General features: G+C 67.1%; 12 protein-coding genes. 3 read left to right on the top strand and 9 right to left on the bottom strand.

Annotation, left to right across the window (positions count from 1 at the left end):
- The 4 genes from AC5Y7D_RS24615 to AC5Y7D_RS24600 all read right to left on the bottom strand — a co-directional run.
- The coding region (locus AC5Y7D_RS24615) for a PPE family protein (protein WP_499928450.1) at positions 1-3205 on the bottom strand (3205 nt) is incomplete at its 3' end.
- Between the two features lie 199 nt (positions 3206-3404).
- Positions 3405-4910, bottom strand: coding sequence for a cobyric acid synthase (locus AC5Y7D_RS24610; protein WP_499928449.1), 1506 nt, complete (start codon positions 4908-4910; stop codon positions 3405-3407).
- Positions 4911-4986: 76 nt separating this feature from the next.
- On the bottom strand, positions 4987-5844 hold the full coding sequence (gene map / locus AC5Y7D_RS24605; RefSeq protein WP_499928448.1) for a type I methionyl aminopeptidase: 858 nt from the start codon (positions 5842-5844) through the stop codon (positions 4987-4989).
- A gap of 114 nt (positions 5845-5958) precedes the next feature.
- Complete coding sequence (locus AC5Y7D_RS24600) at positions 5959-6543, bottom strand: DUF1707 SHOCT-like domain-containing protein (RefSeq protein WP_499928447.1); 585 nt, start codon at positions 6541-6543, stop codon at positions 5959-5961.
- A gap of 168 nt (positions 6544-6711) precedes the next feature.
- On the opposite strand from AC5Y7D_RS24600, the gene AC5Y7D_RS24595 reads away from it, so the two are divergent.
- Positions 6712-8127, top strand: a complete 1416-nt coding sequence (locus tag AC5Y7D_RS24595; protein WP_499928446.1) for a PE family protein — start codon at positions 6712-6714, stop codon at positions 8125-8127.
- 4 nt (positions 8128-8131) lie between these two features.
- Here the strand turns inward: AC5Y7D_RS24595 and AC5Y7D_RS24590 are convergent, their stop codons facing one another.
- From AC5Y7D_RS24590 to dxr, 5 genes are all read right to left on the bottom strand, one after another.
- Positions 8132-9967 carry a penicillin-binding transpeptidase domain-containing protein gene (locus AC5Y7D_RS24590; RefSeq protein ID WP_499928445.1) on the bottom strand — a complete coding sequence of 612 codons (1836 nt, stop codon included), beginning with the start codon at positions 9965-9967 and terminating at the stop codon, positions 8132-8134.
- Between the two features lie 79 nt (positions 9968-10046).
- A complete protein-coding gene (locus AC5Y7D_RS24585; RefSeq protein WP_499928444.1) occupies positions 10047-10901 on the bottom strand; it encodes a GNAT family N-acetyltransferase in 855 nt (284 codons plus the stop codon).
- Between the two features lie 59 nt (positions 10902-10960).
- On the bottom strand, positions 10961-12142 hold the full coding sequence (gene ispG, locus AC5Y7D_RS24580) for a flavodoxin-dependent (E)-4-hydroxy-3-methylbut-2-enyl-diphosphate synthase (RefSeq protein ID WP_499928443.1): 1182 nt from the start codon (positions 12140-12142) through the stop codon (positions 10961-10963).
- A 22-nt stretch (positions 12143-12164) separates the two neighbouring features.
- Positions 12165-13379 (bottom strand): M50 family metallopeptidase, encoded by a 1215-nt coding sequence (locus AC5Y7D_RS24575; protein ID WP_499928442.1) that lies wholly within the window; start codon positions 13377-13379, stop codon positions 12165-12167.
- Between the two features lie 19 nt (positions 13380-13398).
- Positions 13399-14598 (bottom strand): 1-deoxy-D-xylulose-5-phosphate reductoisomerase, encoded by a 1200-nt coding sequence (gene dxr / locus AC5Y7D_RS24570; RefSeq protein WP_499928441.1) that lies wholly within the window; start codon positions 14596-14598, stop codon positions 13399-13401.
- Between the two features lie 177 nt (positions 14599-14775).
- On the opposite strand from dxr, the gene AC5Y7D_RS24565 reads away from it, so the two are divergent.
- Both AC5Y7D_RS24565 and AC5Y7D_RS24560 read left to right on the top strand, forming a co-directional pair.
- Positions 14776-15447, top strand: a complete 672-nt coding sequence (locus AC5Y7D_RS24565) for a fasciclin domain-containing protein (RefSeq protein ID WP_499928440.1) — start codon at positions 14776-14778, stop codon at positions 15445-15447.
- Between the two features lie 114 nt (positions 15448-15561).
- Positions 15562-17298 (top strand): cytochrome c biogenesis protein DipZ, encoded by a 1737-nt coding sequence (locus AC5Y7D_RS24560; protein ID WP_499928439.1) that lies wholly within the window; start codon positions 15562-15564, stop codon positions 17296-17298.
- The last annotated feature ends 25 nt before the right edge of the window (positions 17299-17323 follow it).

Below are 17323 nucleotides of genomic sequence, written 5' to 3'. Positions count from 1 at the left end.
TGTTGGTGCCACCCGCGTTGTGGTTGCCGGTGTTGGTACCACCGGAGTTGTAATTGCCCGTGTTGGTACCACCGGAGTTGTAATTGCCCGTGTTGGTACCACCGGAGTTGTAATTGCCGGTGTTCGTGCCACCGGAGTTGTAGAAGCCCGCGTTGGTGCCACCGGAGTTGTAGTCACCGGTGTTGGTGCCTCCGGCGTTGAAATTGCCGGTGTTCGTGCCGCCGGCGTTGTAGCTGCCGTAGTTGGTGCCGCCGGCGTTGAAATTGCCGGTGTTCGTGCCGCCGGCGTTGTTGCTGCCGGTATTGGTGCCGCCCGCGTTGTAGTCACCGGTGTTGGTGCCCCCGGAGTTGTAGTTGCCGGTGTTGGTACCGCCGGAGTTGTAGTCACCGGTGTTGGTGCCCCCGGAGTTGAAATTGCCGGTGTTGGTACTACCAGCGTTGAACCGTCCGGTGTTGGTGCTGCCCGAGTTGTACAGCCCGGTGTTCGTGCTGCCCGAGTTGTACAACCCGGTGTTCGTGCTGCCGGCGTTGAGCAGGCCGGTGTTGTTGCTTCCGGAATTCCACAGGCCGGTATTCAGGTTTCCCGCGTTCCAGAACCCGGTGTTGTGATTGCCGGAGTTCATTGCGAGGGTGTTGCCGTTGCCGCCGTTCCACCAGCCCACGTTTCCACTGCCGGCGTTGCCGAAACCGATGTTGTAGTTCCCCGAGTTTCCGAAGCCGATGTTGCCGCTACCCGAGTTCCCGAACCCGATATTGAAGTTGCCGGAGTTTCCCAGGCCCAGGTTGAACCACCCCGAGTTCAGGCGGCCGATTCCGACCTGATTGTCGCCGGTGAGGCCGAGGCCCACGTTGTTGTTTCCGGTGTTCCCGAAGCCGATGTTGTTGTTTCCGGTGTTGCCCCACCCCTGGTTATTAACGCCGTTGTTGCCGCCGCCCTGGTTGGCGTCGCCGGCGTTGCCCATGCCGGGGTTGTTGTTGCCGACGTTTCCGCTCCCGGCATTTCCGTTGCCCCGGTTGCCTTCCCCGGTATTGCCGCTGCCGTAGTTGCCGCCGCCCTGGTTGTTGCTGCCGACGTTGCCGCTTCCGGCATTACCGCTGCCGGTGTTGCCGCTGCCGGTGTTGGAGTTGCCGATGTTGCCGTGGCCGCCGTTGTTGCTGCCCTGGTTGCCACTGCCCTGGTTGTTGTCGCCGGTCCCCAACCCGATGCCGCGGTTACCGCTACCTGCGTTGCCGCTGCCGATATTGCCGCTGCCGGTGTTGTTGTTCCCGATGTCGCCGTTGCCGATGTTGCCGTTGCCGACATTGCCCGAGCCCTGGTTGTTGTCGCCCTTGTTGCCGAAGCCGGCATTGCCGTTGCCCAGGTTGCCGTGACCGGTGTTGTTGTCGCCACGGTTACCCAGTCCGGAGTTGGCATTGCCGAAGTTGCCGTGGCCGACGTTGTCGTTACCCCTGTTGCCGTTGCCCTGGTTGTTGTTGCCGTTGTTGCCGAAGCCGGAGTTGGTATTGCCCTTATTGCCGTCGCCGGTGTTGTTGTCGCCGGCGTTGCCTGAGCCGACGTTGCCGCTGCCCAGGTTCCCATCGCCGGTGTTGGTGTTGCCCGCGTTGCCCAGGCCGGCGTTGGTGTCACCCTTGTTGCCGTTGCCGGTGTTGAGGTCGCCCAGGTTGCCCGAGCCCCCGTTGGCGCTGCCCTTGTTGCCATCCCCGCCATTGGTGTTGCCCAGGTTGCCGTGGCCCACATTGTTGTCACCGCGGTTTGCGTCGCCGGTGTTCCCGCTGCCGAGGTTGCCGTCGCCGGTGTTGTTGTCGCCCTTGTTCCCGGCGCCGCCGTTTCCGCTGCCCAGGTTGCCGTTGCCCTGATTGTTGGCACCTTTGTTGCCATCGCCGACATTGCCGTCGCCGACATTGCCGCTGCCCTGGTTGCCACCGCCCTTGTTGCCGTCACCGGCGTTGTTGCCGCCCAGGTTGCCGTCGCCGGAATTGCCGTGGGCGAGGTCGCTGGAGTTGTTGTTGCCGTCGCCGGTATTGAGGTTGCCGATGTTGCCGTTGCCGCCGTTGCTGTTGCCGGTATTACCGCTGCCCGCGTTGGAGTTGCCCCGGTTGCCGTCGCCGGTGTTGTTGTTGCCTTGGTTGCCGTTGCCCTGGTTGCCGGTGCCGATGTTGCCGTTCCCGGTGTTACTGGCGCCGATGTTGCCGTCACCGCCGTTGAGGCCGCCCCGGTTGCCGTTGCCGACATTGCCGTTGCCGGTGTTGCCGCTGCCCGCGTTGTTGCTGCCGCGATTGCCGTCGCCCGTGTTGTTGTTGCCCTGATTACCGTTGCCCTGGTTGAGGTTTCCGGTATTGCCGTTGCCGGCGTTGGTCGAGCCGATGTTGCCGTTACCGTCGTTGCCGATGCCCTGGTTACCGCTACCGACGTTGGTGTTGCCGATATTGCCGTTGCCCGCGTTGCCGCTGCCCTGGTTACCGCTACCGACGTTGGTGTTGCCGATATTGCCGTTGCCCGCGTTGCCGCTGCCCTGGTTGCCGATTCCGGCCGTTGCGAGCGGGGCGGCCGCCGCACCTGCGACCGCCAACGGTTCGGCCGTAGCAGCCGGCGCGCCGGCCGACGCCTCGGCGAGGGTGGTCCCGGCGCTCACGGCCGGTGCCTCTGCCGAGATACCGAGCAGGCCCGCGACCTGACCGGCAAGACCCTGGACCGAACTCTGCCAGGGCATCAGCTGAGCGACGGCCGCCGAAACCTGAGAGTAGTAACTCGACATCGCCGCCACATCTTGCGCCCACATCTGCTCGTAGGCGGCTTCCGCTGCCGCGATAGCAGGGGCGTTCTGCCCGAACAAGTTCGAGAAAACCAATGACAACAATCGGCTGCGGTGAGTCACCAATGCGGCCGGATGCACCGTCGCAGCCCTGGCGGACTCGAAAGCTCCGGCAGCGATCCGCGCGTGCCCGGCGGCCTCCTCCGCGCCGCGTGCGGCCGCATTCAGCCACCCCAGGTATGGAGCGGCGGCGCCGGCCATCGCCACCGACGACGGGCCCTGCCAGACGTCTTCGGCCAACCCGGATGTCACTGACCCGAAAGAAGCTGCCGCCGAGGCCAATTCAACAGACAACTGGTCCCATGCCGCCGCGGCATCGAGCATCGGGCCGGGTCCGGCCCCGGAAAAGATGCGCGCGGAGTTGATCTCCGGTGGGAACGCGAAAAAGCTCACGCGCTTGCACACACCGCGTCATGTGACTGCGACGGTCGAACCATCCCAACCTCCAGCGTTCGGTCGATCAGTCAAGCTACAACAAAACAGAGACCGAATATCAGCAATTCGCCCGATGGACATTCAAACGGTCGAGAAATCGAACCTATTGAATTCAAGCATGAGGTAATTCGGGCATAAACCAGCCCATCCGACCGACTTACTGACTCAGCCCACTACAGAGATACGGACGCCGCGGCGGCGGCCCGGCAAGCAGACCCGTCACCGCGTCCACGTCGAGATGCGCGGCCAGCAGATCGGCAACCAGGTCCAGTTGTGCGTCGCGGCGAGCGGCGACGTACACGTCGTCGGCGACGGCGAATCCGTCCCGACCGGCGGCGCCGGCGACCTGAGTCAGGAACGTGCGACGGAAGTCGTCATTGTCCAGTAGCCCGTGCCAGTGGGTGCCGAAGACCGCTGCCCGCCGCACTCCCCCGGTTTCGGAGCCGACCCGGAACCAGGGCGCCTCCGCGCAGCGGGTCAATTGACCATAGTGAATCTCATAGCCGCACAGCGGCTCTCGCCAACGTCGCAGCGTCTTGGCGGGCGCGAACGCGATGTCGGCGTCCAACAGCCCCAACCCCGGCACCGCCCCCGAGCGGCTTTCCACCGTGTCTTCGATGCTACGACAAAGCATCTGGAAGCCGCCGCAGATGCCCAGCACCGGTTTGCCCGCCCGGGCGTGGTCGACGATTCCAGCCGCCAGACCACGCTCACGCAGCCATGACAGGTCGGCGACGGTGGCTTTGCTGCCCGGGAGCACGATCAGATCGGCGTCTGCCACGTCGGCCGGATCGGTGACCCAGCGCACCAGGACGCCGGGTTCACAGGCCAGCGCCTCGATGTCGGTCGAATTGGAGATGCGCGGCAGGCGCACCGCCGCCACTCGCAGCCATCCTTCACCGCGCGGCGGCTCCGGCGTGCCGACCACGCGGTGTGCCACCACGGAAAGGGAATCCTCGGCGTCCAGCCACAGCCGGTCGGAGTAAGGCAACACACCGTACGTGGGGCGACCGGTCAACTTCGCCAGCTGCACCAGCCCCGGTTCCAGCAGCGCGCGATCGCCACGAAACTTGTTGACGATGAACCCGGCAATCAGCGCCTGGTCTTCGCGATCCAGCACCGCGACCGTCCCGAACAGGTGCGCCAGCAGGCCGCCGCGGTCGATGTCACCGACCACGACCACCGGCAGTTCGGCGGCTCGGGCCAATCCCATGTTGGCGATGTCGGTTGCCCGCAGGTTGATCTCGGCGGGCGAACCGGCACCCTCGCAGATCACAGCGTCGAATTCCTCGCGCAAGCTTGATAATTCGTCGATCACCACGTCGGCCACCCGATTCCGGTGACTGAAATAGCTTGCGGCGGTGACATATTCGGTCGCCTGGCCGCGGATCACCAATTGCGATGTACCGTCGCTGCCCGGCTTGAGCAGAATCGGATTGAACCGCACGCTGGGGTCGAGGCCGGCCGCGCGCGCCTGCAGCGCCTGAGCGCGACCGATCTCGCCGCCTTCGACGGTGACGGCGGAATTGTTCGACATGTTCTGCGCCTTGAACGGCGCCACCCGGACGCCACCGCGCGCCAGCAACCGGCACAGCCCCGCGACCACCAGAGATTTCCCGGCGTCGGAGCTGGTGCCGGCAACCAGCAGCGCGCCACTCACCATCGCACGGCGAGCAGACGCGAACTCGCACGATTGCGGGCCGAACAGTGCGAGCTTGTGTCTGCTCGCGCAGCCAAACTCACGGCAGGGTCAGGATTTCGGCGCCGGTGTCGGTGACCAGCAAGGTGTGTTCGAACTGCGCGGTCCACTTGCGGTCCCTGGTGACCACGGTCCAGCCGTCATCCCAGATCTCGTAATCCAGGCCGCCCAGGTTGATCATCGGCTCGATGGTGAAGGTCATACCGGGCTGGATGACGGTTTCGACGGCGGGCTGGTCATAGTGCAGGACGACCAGCCCGTTGTGGAACGTGGTACCGATGCCGTGGCCGGTGAAGTCGCGAACCACGTTGTAGCCGAACCGGTTTGCGTAGGACTCGATGACACGGCCGACCACCGAAAGCTGCCGTCCGGGTTTGACGGCCTTGATCGCGCGCATGGTCGCCTCGTGGGTGCGCTCGACGAGCAGCCGGTGCTCCTCGGATACTTCGCCGGCCAGGAACGTCGCGTTGGTGTCGCCATGGACTCCGTTGATATAGGCGGTGACGTCGATATTGACGATGTCGCCGTCCTCGATCACGGTCGAGTCGGGGATGCCGTGGCAAATCACCTCGTTGAGAGAGGTGCAGCACGACTTGGGGAAGTTCTTGTAACCCAGCGTCGACGGGTAGGCGCCGTTGTCGACCATGTACTCGTGCGCGATGCGGTCGAGTTGGTCGGTGGTGACGCCCGGTGCGACGGCTTTGCCGGCCTCCTGGAGCGCGCGGGCCGCGATCTGGCCGGCCATCCGCATCTTCTCGATGACCTCGGGTTCTTGCACCCACGGCTCGCTGCCTTCTTTGGCGGTGGCCTTGCCGACGTATTCCGGGCGCGCAATCCACTTGGGTACCGGCAGGGTCGGAGACAGCACGCCGGGAGACAGCGCAGTTCGAGCAGGCATGGCAGCCAGCTTAACGATGCCCCGCCCGTGGTGCCTGCCGCGCCCGCGGCGCTGATTCCCACCCCACCAATTCCCACTCAATGCCGAGCCTGAAGATTTGCAGTGCGCTACTCGTCAAAACCGGGGACGGCGCAGCAATGTCCGTCGGGGCCCGCGGATGACTACCGAGCCGAACACCACCTGGCCGGTCAGTACGACGTGTGGGTTGCCCTCGGCCGGCGGATCTTTGCGGCGGTCCGACGCGCTGCCCACATACGCCTCCACGTTGTCGATCGAAGCGCTGGCGCCTTCAGGCAGCCAAAGGTTCAGCGAGCCGAACTTCATATCGATTTCGATGACGACAACGGGGCCGGCGAAGCGGGCCTTGGTGAGGTCCAGGTCGATCGAGCCCAGCCGGCGCACCAGTGACAGCCGGGTGGGCACCGTCCATTCGCCGTGCCGCTTCAGTGAGCCTGCCCACCCCCGCAATTCCACCCGGTCGGTGGCGGAGGTGACTATCGCCCCCGGCCCGGGCAGGTCACCGACCAGTCTGTCCAGTTCGTCACGGGTGCGCGCCAACGACACGTGCCGCGAGCGCTGCTCGAATTCGTCGATGTCGATCAAACCGAGCGCCAGGGCATTCTGCAGTCGCCGCATGGTGCCGTTGCGGTCGGCGTCCGACACCCGCATTGGCGCCATGTCCCCGCCGGTCTCCGTCATGGCCTTCCCGATGTTCTGTCGCCACTACCCACCGGAGCACCAGGCTACAGGCAACCGCGCGGCGGAAAAGGTGACGAAGATCGCGGCAGCGGCGATACCATCACTGCCTGTTCGCCCAGCGATCCGCGGCACCCGATGTCGTGACGATGACGTACTGCGAGGTGTCGAATGTCGTTTGTGATCGTGACGCCGGAGCTGATTGCGGCAGGGGCGACCGAACTGGTGACGATCGGTTCGGCCATCAACTCCGCCAACCTGGCTGCGGCAACTGCTACGACGGCGGTGCTGGCTGCCGGCGCCGATGAAGTGTCCGCGAGCGTTGCGGCCCTGTTCGACGCGCACGGGCAGACTTACCAGGCACTCAGCTCCCAGGCCGCCGCGATGCACACCGAGATTCTCCAGGCCATGAACGGCAGCGCCGGTGCCTATGCGGCCGCCGAAGCAGCCAACGTCCAGCTGAATCTGCTCAACGCGATCAACGCCCCCAGTGTGGCCTTGCTGGGGCGCCCGCTGATTGCCGACGGCGCCCCGGCGGCCCCGGGGACGGGACACAATGGCGGCGACGCCGGCATTCTGATCGGCAACGGCGGGGCGGGCGGGGCGGGTGCAGCCGCCCAGAATGGCGGTCGTGGCGGTGCCGCCGGATTGCTGCTCGGCAATGGTGGCCGTGGCGGGGATGGTGGAGGCTCCATCGCCACCCCGGCGGGCAGCGGCGGGGCCGGCGGGAGCGGCGGACTGTTCGGCATCGGCGGAACCGGCGGCAGTGGAGGGTTCGGCCTCAACGGCGGAGCCGGCGGGGCCGGCGGCAACGCCGGGCTGTTGGGCACAGCCGGCGCCGGGGGCGCCGGCGGCCTGGGCAGCCAGGCGTCCACCGCCACGGCCGGCTCCGGCGGAGTAGGCGGGGCCGGTGGACTCTTCGGTCCCGGCGGCGCGGGCGGCGTCGGCGGCGCCTCCCTGGCCCAAGCCGGTGGCACCGGCGGCGCCGGCGGGCCGGGCGGCTGGTTCGGCGCAGGCGGTGCCGGCGGGGCGGGCGGGGCGGGGCACAACGCCGGGGGCACCGGCGGTGCCGGCGGAGTCGGCGGCGTGCTCTTCGGCGATGGTGGAGCCGGCGGTGACGCAGGTCCAGCCGGGATCGGCACCGCCAACGGCGGAAACGGTGGGGCCGGTGGCAACGCCATCGGGCTGTTCGGTAACGGCGGTGCCGGCGGCGCCGCCGGTCCGGGGCAGAACACCGGAGGTATCGGCGGGTCCGGCGGCAACGGTGCCTGGTTCTTGGGTAGCGGCGGGTCCGGCGGCAGTGGCGGGCCCGCCGGGATCGGCACAGCCATCGGCGGGGCGGGCGGGGCCGGCGGCAACGCGGGCCTGATCGGCAGCGGTGGGGCGGGCGGTTCCGGCGGGGAGTCGGTCGGCGGAATCGACCGGGGCGGAGATGGCGGCCGCGGCGGCGACGCCCAGCTCATCGGCAACGGCGGCGCCGGCGGAAACTCCGGGATCGGCTCCCTCCCGGGCAGTCCTGGCAACGGAGGCACGCGCGGGGTGCTGTTCGGCGAGAATGGGCTGTCCGGACTGAACGTACTACCGTAGGCCGCTAACTCAGGTAGCCGGGCGGCAGCGAGTCGAACATCACTTTCGTCATCCGCACGGCGTATTCCGAGCTCCCGCCCCCGACGATCAGGGCCGCGAAAGCCAGATCGCCGCGGTACCCGGCGAACCAGGAATGCGAACCGCCCGCGAATTCGGCTTCACCGGTCTTGCCGTAGATCTCCCCGCAACCCGCGATCTCCTTGGCGGTGCCGTTGGTGACCACCAGCCGCATCATCGGCCGCAGCGCGTCGACCATCTTGGGGCTGATGGGTGTGTTGTCACCGGCCACCGTGGTCGGCCGCCCCGCGATCAGCTGCGGCACCGGGGTCTTTCCGGCCGCCACCGTGGCCGCCACCAGGGCCATGCCGAACGGACTGGCCAGCACCCGGCCCTGTCCGAACCCGTCCTCGGTGCGCTCGGTCAGATCGACCGTGGGGGGCACCGAACCCGTGACGGTGGTGATGCCCTCCACCTGATAGTCCAGCCCGATGCCGTACCGGGTGGCGGCCTGAGTCAGACCGCGCGGCGGCAGTTTGGCGCTCAGTTCGGCAAACGTGGTGTTGCACGAACTGGCGAACGCGCGCGACATCGGGACCACGCCGAGGTCGAAACCGCCATAGTTCGGGATGGTCCGGTGGCCGATGTCGATGTGGCCCGGGCAGCCGACCATCGTGTTGGGGGTAGCCATGTCGCGGTCGACGGCGGCGCCGGCGGTCACCATCTTGAACGTCGACCCGGGCGGGTACAGGCCGGTGGTGGCCAGCAGGCCCTCGGCGTTGGCACCGGCGTTTTGTGCGACCGCCAGGATCTCCCCGGTCGACGGCTTGATCACGACCAGCATCGCCTTGCCGCCGCGGGTGTCCACCGCGTGCTGGGCGGCGTTCTGCACGGCCCGGTCCAGCGTGATCGACACCGAGGGCGCCGGCGAGCCCTCCACCTCGTGCAGCACCGCGACGTCGACACCGTTCTGGTTGGTGCTGACGATCCGCCAGCCGGCCTGGCCGTCGAGCTGGTCCACCACCGCCTTCTTGACCTCGGCCATCACCGCCGGGGCGAAGTGCGGATCCGTCGGCAACAACTCGGCGTGCGGGGTGATCACCACGCCGGGCAACTGGCCGATCGCCGGGAACACCCGGTTGCTGTCGTCGGGCAACAACGTGGCCAGGTCGATCGGCCGGGTGGCCGAGCTGGCCATCTCGGCCAACAGCTGAGGATCGTTGAGCGTGTCGTTGAACGGTCTTAACGCGTCGATCACGGCGTGGGCGGTGCTGATCAGTTCGGGTCCGGCCTGACCGGCATCCAGCGAATAGTTGTAGATGTAGCCGGGCGCCAGCACGTCGGATCCGCCCAGTTCGTTCACCGAGGCGCGCCGCGGCTGGTCAGCCCGCAACGCGAACGTCTGGTGCTCCCCCAGCTTCGGGTGCAGCCCGGTCGTTGACCAGCGGACCTGCCAGTGCCCCTCGTCGCGGGCCATCTTCAGCTGGCCGTCGTAGCTCCACGTCCGGTTCTTGGGCAGGTGCCAGGTGAAGCGGTACACGACGGTGCCGGTGTCCTCGGCGTACTTCGAGCTCAGCACCTGCGCGTCCAGATGCGTGGCCTGCAGGCCGGCCCAGGCCGCATTGAGCGCTTCGCGCGCTTCGTTGGGGTTGTCGCTGAGCTGGGCGGCCGTCGCGGTGTCGCCGACGGACAGCGCCGCAAGAAACTTCTCGGCAGCCGGTCCCGGGCCCTCGGGCTTGGGCGTGCACCCGGGTAGCACGGCCAGCGCCACCATGAGGCCGGCGACGGATGTTGCCAATGTTGCTCGTGAGCCGAATGTGGTTTTTGAGCCTAATGTGACCATCGGTACTGATGTTAGGGCCGTTGTGGTCACGGCAGCGCAGACACACCGAGACCCGGACGTTACGCGCGGGTGCCGCGCACTAATCCAGCAGCACAGTCGCGAAAGTGCCGACTTCTTTGAACCCGACCCGGGCGTAGGCGGCCCGGGCCACGGTGTTGAAGTCGTTCACGTACAGGCTGGCGATGCGACCGCTGCCGACGATCACTGCGGCCAGCGTCGCGGTGCCGGTGGTACCCAGGCCCTGACCGCGCCGCTCGGGATGAACCCAGACGCCCTGAATCTGACCCACCGAAGGCGACTGCGAACCCACTTCGGCCTTGAAGATGACCTGCCCGTGCTCGAACCGGGCCCACGCCCGTCCGGCCGCGATCAGGCTGGCCACCCGGCGGCGATAGCCGCGACCACCGTCACCCAGTCGCGGGTCCACGCCGACTTCACCGATGAACATGTCCACGGCCGCGACCAGGTAGGCGTCGATCTCCTCGGGACGGACCTGCCGCACTTCGGTGTCCAGCGGACAATCGGGGTGGCTGCTGAGGGCCATCAGCGGCTGCCGGTCGCGAACGTCACGCGCCGGACCCCAGGCCGATTCCAGCCGCTGCCACATGGGCAACACCAGGTCCGCCCTGCCCACCAGCGACGAACACCGACGAGCCGTGCTCTTGGCCTCGTCGGCGAAGGCGTTCAGGTCGATCAGGTTGCCGCGCAGCGGGATGAGGTTGGCACCGGCGAAACACAGCGATTCCTCCGGGACCCGCCGCGTCCACAGTTCTCCGCCAATGGAATTCGGCTCGACCCCGTAGTCCGCGACCCGTGCGGCGACCATGCAGGATTCGACCGGGTTGTCCCCCAGGATTCGCCACACGGCGGCGGCGTCGCGCACCACTGAAACCCGTCTCTCGCCGACCAGGCGCAAGATGGGCGGAGCCGACATCTCACTACTCTCTGTGATGCGAACCGAGGGCCATCGAAAGCCTATGAGCTTGGCCCCTATCAGCTTACGGTCACAATAGGCGAACCGCTCGCCGCCGTCCCGGGATCGGTTCCGGATTCGTCGATTTCCACACCCATTTGCTCGGCGAGCCGCAACGCCTCCTCGATCAGCGTCTCGACGATCTGCGCTTCGGGAACGGTCTTGATCACTTCGCCCTTGACGAAGATCTGACCCTTACCGTTGCCCGAGGCCACACCGAGGTCGGCTTCGCGGGCTTCTCCGGGCCCATTGACCACACAGCCCATCACCGCCACCCGCAGCGGCACGTCCAGCCCGTCCAGACCGGCGGAGACCGCGTTGGCCAAGGTGTACACGTCGACCTGCGCACGCCCGCAAGACGGACAGGACACGATCTCGAGTCCCCGGGGCCGCAGGTTGAGCGACTCGAGGATCTGGTTGCCGACCTTGACTTCCTCGACCGGGGGCGCCGACAGCGAGACCCGGATGGTGTCGCCGATGCCGCGCGAGAGCAGTGCGCCGAAGGCGACCGCGGACTTGATGGTGCCCTGGAAGGCGGGTCCGGCTTCGGTGACGCCCAGATGCAGCGGGTAGTCGCACTGGGCGGCCAGCTGCTCGTAGGCGGCGACCATGACCACCGGGTCGTTGTGCTTGACGCTGATCTTGATGTTGCCGAACCCGTGTTCCTCGAACAGCGAGGCCTCCCAGAGCGCCGACTCGACCAGCGCCTCAGGGGTGGCCTTGCCGTACTTCTGCATGAACCGCTTGTCCAGGGAGCCCGCGTTGACACCGATCCGGATCGGGATTCCGGCGTCGCCGGCGGCCTTGGCGACCTCGCCGACGCGGCCGTCGAACTCCTTGATGTTGCCGGGGTTGACCCGTACCGCGGCGCATCCGGCGTCGATGGCGGCGAAGATGTACTTCGGCTGGAAATGGATGTCGGCGATGACCGGAATCTGGCTTTTCCGGGCGATCTCGGCCAGCGCGTCGGCGTCCTCCTGCCGCGGGCACGCCACCCGGACGATGTCGCAGCCCGCCGCGGTCAACTCGGCGATCTGCTGCAGCGTCGAGTTGACGTCGTGCGTCTTCGTCGTGCACATCGACTGCACGGAGATGGGGTATTCGCTGCCGACACCGACGTCACGAACCATGAGCTGACGCGTGGGACGCCGGGGGGCGAGCGTGGGCGCCGGTGGTTTCGGCATGCCCAGGCCAATGGTCACTGTGGGTTCACCTTCTCTGTGGTCATTGGAAGAGCCGGATCGGATTGACCAGGTCCGCGGTGACGGTCAACAGCATGTAGCCGACCACGAAGATCAGCACCACATAGGTCGCCGGCATGAGCTTGAGATAGTTCACCGGCGCGGCGGCCACCTTGCCGCGCGCCGTGCGGATCGAGTTGCGGATCTTCTCGAACACCGCCACCGCGATGTGGCCGCCGTCGAAAGGCAACAACGGCAACAAGTTGATGGCGCCCAGCACCAGGTTGAGCTGAGCCAGGAAGAACCAGAACGCGACCCACAATCCGTGGTCGACGGTGTCGCCGCCGACGATGCTCGCGCCCACCACGCTCATCGGCGTCTGCGGGTCGCGCTGCCCGCCGCCGATCGCGTGGACCAGGGCCCCGACCTTGGTCGGAATGGCGGCCAGCGACTTGCCGACCTCGACGGTCAACTGGCCGGTGAAGGCTACGGTGGCCGGCGCGGCGGACAGCACGTTGTAGCGGGTGGGCTCGTTGCGCGGAGCGCCGATTCCGATGGCGCCGACACTGGCCGGCTCCAGTTGGTTGCCCTGAGCGCTGGGGACGTAGCGGCGGGTGCTTTGCACGGTGACGTTGGTGGTGATCGTCTTGCCGTCCCGCTCCACGACGAGCGGGACGGTGCCGTGCACCTTGCGCACCGCAGCCGCCATCTCCTCGAACGTGGTCACCGGGGTGTCGCCCACCTTGACGACGATGTCGCCGACGCGCAGACCCGCCAGTGCGGCGGGGCCCGGACCGTTGCACTTGTCCAGCTTGCCCTGGGTGATTTCCTGAGCGACGCAACCGGTTTCGCCGACGATGGCCTTGTCGGACGGGTGCAGGTTGGGCAGGCCCCAGATGAGCGCGATGGCGTAGATCAGCACCAGGCAGATGACGAAGTTCATGCCGGGACCGGCGAACAGGACCGCGACCCGCTTCCAGGTGGCCTGCTTGTACATCGCGCGGTCCTGCTCGTCGGGGGCGAGTTCCTCGACCGGAGTCATGCCGGCGATGTCGCAGAAGCCCCCCGCCGGGATCGCCTTGAAGCCGTATTCGGTCTCGCCGCGCCGGGTGGACCACAGCGTGGGGCCGAAGCCGACGAAGTAGCGACGCACCTTCATGCCGGTGGCGCGCGCGGCCCACATGTGGCCGCACTCGTGCAGGGCGACCGAGATGAGGATGGCGAGTGCGAACAGCACAATGCCGATAACGAACATCATCAGTCAGTTACGACCTTTCTCACACCGAACCCGAGACTCTGATCGACGCCGGTGCCGAGCCTGCCACCGCGATCGCACGTTGCGCTCGCTCACGGGCCCAGCGCTGCGCCTCGAGTACGTCATCCACGGTAGCCGGTGGTGCGGCCCATTGGTCGCCGGCGTGCAGCACGTCGGCGATGGTTCCCACGATGGCGGGGAAACCGATCCGGCCGGAGAGGAACGCCTCTGCCGCCTCCTCATTGGCCGCGTTGTAAACGGCTGTCATGCATCCTCCGGTTCCCCCGGCGTGCCGCGCCAGCTCGACGGCCGGGAAGACATCGGCGTCCAGCGGTTCGAACTCCCAGCTAGATGCGGTGGAGAAGTCACAGCAGGTGGCCGCTCCGGGCACCCGGCGCGGCCAGCCCAGCGCAAGCGAAATGGGCAGCTTCATGTCCGGCGGGCTGGCCTGGGCGATCGTCGAGCCGTCGATGAAGGTGACCATCGAATGAATAATCGATTGCGGGTGGACCACGACCTCGATGCGGTCGTAGGGAATACCGAACAACAGGTGGGTTTCGATGAGTTCGAGCCCCTTGTTGACCAGCGATGCCGAGTTCAAGGTGTTCATCGGGCCCATCGACCAGGTGGGGTGCGCGCCGGCCTGTTCGGGCGTGACGTGCTCGAGGTCGGCGGCTGAGAAGCCGCGGAACGGCCCCCCGGAAGCGGTCAGGATCAGCTTGGCGACCTCGTCGGGGGTGCCGCCGCGCAGGCACTGCGCCAGCGCGGAGTGCTCGGAGTCGACCGGCACGATCTGGCCGGGCCGGGCCGCTCGCAGTACCAACGGACCGCCGGCGACCAGGGACTCTTTGTTGGCCAGGGCCAGCCGGGCGCCCGATTCCAGCGCCGCCAGCGTCGGCCGCAGGCCCAGGGCCCCGACCAGGGCGTTGAGGACCACGTCGGCCTCGGCCTCCAGGACCAGGCGGGTTACGGCGTCTGCGCCCCGAAACGGGATGTCGCCGGCCCGTTCGGCGGCGTCGGCGTCGGCGACGGCGATGTTGGTGACCCCGGTTTCCGCGCGTTGGCGCAGCAGCGTGTCCAGGTTCTTGCCGCCGGCGGCCAGGCCGACGATCTCGAACCGGTCCGGGTTGGCGGCGATGACCTCCAGCGCCTGGGTGCCGATGGAGCCGGTGCTGCCCAGCACCAGCACGCGCACTCGCGCGGCGTCATCGGAGGAAGTCACCCGTCCATTGTGCCGCCTGACCGGACCGACCGGGTGGCACGGACAGGTTGTGCCCGGGTCACCTTTTGAAACTCGCACCCATCCGCGGTCGCCCCCACTCCGAATGACTTGGTGTACGGCACCAACGGCGACGTCTGTCGTCACCGCAAAAGCATTCTGTAGCAAAGGAATCCAAACGTGATGAATACTCAGGCCAGGTCAGTGGCAGCAGCGGCCCTCGCGGCGCTCGCGATCGCCGGCGTCGCGGGATGTTCCAGCGACAAGCCCGCATCGCAGGGCACCAGCAGTTCCGGATCGGCGAGCGTCTCCGCAGCGCCCAGCACCGCGCCGTCATCCGCCAAAGCCGATCCGGCCGCCGACCTGATCGGTCCGGGCTGCTCAGAGTACGCGGCTCAGAACCCCACCGGTCCCGGGTCGGTAGCGGGCATGGCACAGGACCCGGTCGCGACCGCAGCGTCGAACAACCCGATGCTGAGCACCCTCACCTCGGCGTTGTCGGGCAAGCTGAACCCGCAGGTCAACCTGGTGGACACGCTCAACAGCGGGCAGTACACCGTATTCGCTCCCACCAACGCAGCCTTCGACAAGCTGCCGGCAGCCACCATCGACCAACTCAAGACCGATGCCAAGCTGTTGAACAGCATCCTGACCTACCACGTGGTGAGCGGGCAGGCGAGCCCGAGCAAGGTGGTCGGCACGCACAAGACGTTGCAAGGTGCGGAGGTGACGGTGACCGGCACCGGCGGGGACCTGAAGGTCAACACCGCGGGACTGGTATGCGGCGGCGTGCACACGGCGAATGCCACGGTCTACATGATCGACACCGTGCTGATGCCCCCCGGCCAGTGAGACGTCGCAGCCGGTAACGAACCGAAGGACGAGGCAGCCCCGGACCGGCGGGCTGCCTCGTTCTTTGCGTGGCGGTGAACCAATCCGGGACGGGCGCCGTAACGAATAACTGACATGTGGACCCTGGCACTGATCGGTTTTCTCGGTGGCCTGATCACCGGCATTTCACCGTGCATCCTGCCGGTGCTGCCGGTGATCTTCTTCTCCGGCGCACACAGCGCATCGCGTGACGGCTCGCCACCACCCGACGGCGCTGTGGCGGTCGAAACCAAGCCGACCCGGTCGGAGGCGACCCGGCCCTACCGGGTGATCGGCGGCCTGGTGCTCAGTTTCAGCGTCGTGACGCTACTGGGTTCGGCGTTACTGTCCGCGCTACACCTGCCGCAGGACGCCATCCGCTGGGTCGCACTGGTCGCCTTGACCGCGATCGGCATCGGCCTGATCTTCCCGCGTTTCGAGCAGCTGCTCGAGCGGCCGTTCGCACGTATCCCGCAGAAGCAGATCGCTTCGCGCGGCAACGGTTTCGGGCTCGGCCTGGCGTTGGGGGTGCTGTACGTGCCGTGCGCCGGGCCGGTACTGGCCGCGATCGTGGTGGCCGGAGCGACGGCACAGATCGGCGCCGGCACCGTGGTGCTCACCGCCGCATTCGCCGTCGGGGCCACGCTCCCGTTGTTGTTCTTCGCCCTGGCAGGTCAACGAATAGCCCAGCGGGTCAGCGCATTCCGGCGTCACCAGCGTGAGATCCGGATCGCCGCGGGGATGATGACCATACTGCTGGCGGTCGCGCTGGTGTTCGACCTTCCGGCGGTGCTGCAGCGCGCCATCCCGGACTACACCGCATCGTTGCAGCAGAAGGTCGGCGGCTCGAAGCAGGTGCAGGAGAAGCTCGGTGGCATCGTCACCGAGCAGAACATGGCGCTGTCGAACTGCACGCAGGGTGGGACGAGCCTGGAGAATTGCGGTGCCGCACCGGATCTGCGGGGAATCACCAATTGGCTCAACACCCCGGGCGGTCAACCGGTCGCGCTGAAATCGTTGCGCGGCAAGGTTGTTCTGATCGACTTCTGGGCCTACTCCTGCATCAACTGCCAGCGGGCCATCCCGCACGTCGTGGGCTGGTATCAGGCGTACAAGGACAGCGGCCTGGAAGTCATCGGCGTCCACACGCCGGAGTATGCGTTCGAGAAGGTGCCGGGCAACGTCGCCAAGGGTGCGGCCGACCTGAACATCAGGTACCCGATTGCGTTGGACAACAACTACTCGACGTGGACGAACTACCGCAACCGGTACTGGCCGGCCGAGTATCTGATCGACGCCGACGGCGTCGTGCGGCACCTCAAATTCGGCGAGGGCGGCTACGACGACACCGAGCAGCTGATCAGGCGATTGCTGGCCGACGCGAATCCGGGCCTGACGCTACCCGCGCCGGTGGGTGCCCCCGACCTCACTCCCAAGGCGATCACCACGGCCGAGACCTACTTCGCGGTCGGCAAGGCTGTCAACTACGGCGGTGGCGGGGAGTACGACGAAGGCACCCGGACATTCCGCTATCCGCCCTCCCTGGCGTCCGACAGCTTCGCCCTGACCGGCTCGTGGGCCCTTGATTATCAGGGCGCCACGGCCACCGGCGACGACTCGGGCATCAAACTCAACTATCACGCGAAGGACATCTACCTCGTCGTCGGCGGTGCCGGAACGCTCACCGTCACGCGCGACGGCAAACCCACCACAGTGGCGATAGACGGCCCGCCGACGTCGCACCAGATCGTGGCCGACCCGCGGCAGTCGTCAGGCACCATCGAGGTGAGACCGAGCAAGGGATTGCAGGTTTTCTCATTCACCTACGGATGACACCCGTCCGGATCGGGAGTCGCTC

This window comes from Mycobacterium sp. NGS49 (assembly GCF_059812565.1).
The sequence above is the reverse complement of the archived record's forward strand: the minus strand, read 5'-3'. Positions and strand labels throughout refer to the sequence as shown.

Excerpts from the sequence above, each read along its gene's own strand:
- AC5Y7D_RS24610 (WP_499928449.1), bottom strand. The coding sequence starts at position 4,910 with ATGGTGAGTGGCGCGCTGCTGGTTGCCGGCACCAGCTCCGACGCCGGG.
- map (WP_499928448.1), bottom strand. The coding sequence starts at position 5,844 with ATGCCTGCTCGAACTGCGCTGTCTCCCGGCGTGCTGTCTCCGACCCTG.
- AC5Y7D_RS24600 (WP_499928447.1), bottom strand. The coding sequence starts at position 6,543 with ATGACGGAGACCGGCGGGGACATGGCGCCAATGCGGGTGTCGGACGCC.
- AC5Y7D_RS24595 (WP_499928446.1), top strand. The coding sequence starts at position 6,712 with ATGTCGTTTGTGATCGTGACGCCGGAGCTGATTGCGGCAGGGGCGACC.
- AC5Y7D_RS24590 (WP_499928445.1), bottom strand. The coding sequence starts at position 9,967 with ATGGTCACATTAGGCTCAAAAACCACATTCGGCTCACGAGCAACATTG.
- AC5Y7D_RS24585 (WP_499928444.1), bottom strand. The coding sequence starts at position 10,901 with ATGTCGGCTCCGCCCATCTTGCGCCTGGTCGGCGAGAGACGGGTTTCA.
- AC5Y7D_RS24575 (WP_499928442.1), bottom strand. The coding sequence starts at position 13,379 with ATGATGTTCGTTATCGGCATTGTGCTGTTCGCACTCGCCATCCTCATC.
- AC5Y7D_RS24560 (WP_499928439.1), top strand. The coding sequence starts at position 15,562 with ATGTGGACCCTGGCACTGATCGGTTTTCTCGGTGGCCTGATCACCGGC.